Here is a 290-nt window from a genome sequence, read left to right as displayed (position 1 = left end):
TCGAGCTACGCAACCAGCGTCATTTGCCCAAAGCGCGGCAAGTCGTTTGGGAAACACGTCAATCTCACTGGCTTTCGGGCCGGTTTTCGATAGTTATGCCGACAATGGGTGCAGTCGATATCAGTGACCCACGGAGGCGGAGTTTTGCAGACATTTTTTTCTCAGGCGCTCGGCGTTCACGCCGCCGCGTTGCGCGCGAGAGAGGAACGCACGCGCGTGCTTGCGGCCAACCTCGCGAATGAGGCGACGCCGGGCTATCAGGCGCGCGACCTCGATTTCAGCGAGCGAGT

Annotated in this window: 1 protein-coding gene; it reads left to right on the top strand. The window is 60.0% G+C overall.

Annotated features, from left to right (window positions below; genetic code table 11):
- Positions 1 to 108: 108 nt before the first annotated feature.
- Positions 109 to 290: flagellar basal body protein (locus CDV44_RS27115; protein WP_371328824.1), on the top strand; the 182-nt coding region annotated here is incomplete at its 3' end.

Source organism: Pandoraea sp. PE-S2R-1 (assembly GCF_002179865.1).
Taxonomy (GTDB): domain Bacteria; phylum Pseudomonadota; class Gammaproteobacteria; order Burkholderiales; family Burkholderiaceae; genus Pandoraea.
The sequence above is the reverse complement of the archived record's forward strand: the minus strand, read 5'-3'. Positions and strand labels throughout refer to the sequence as shown.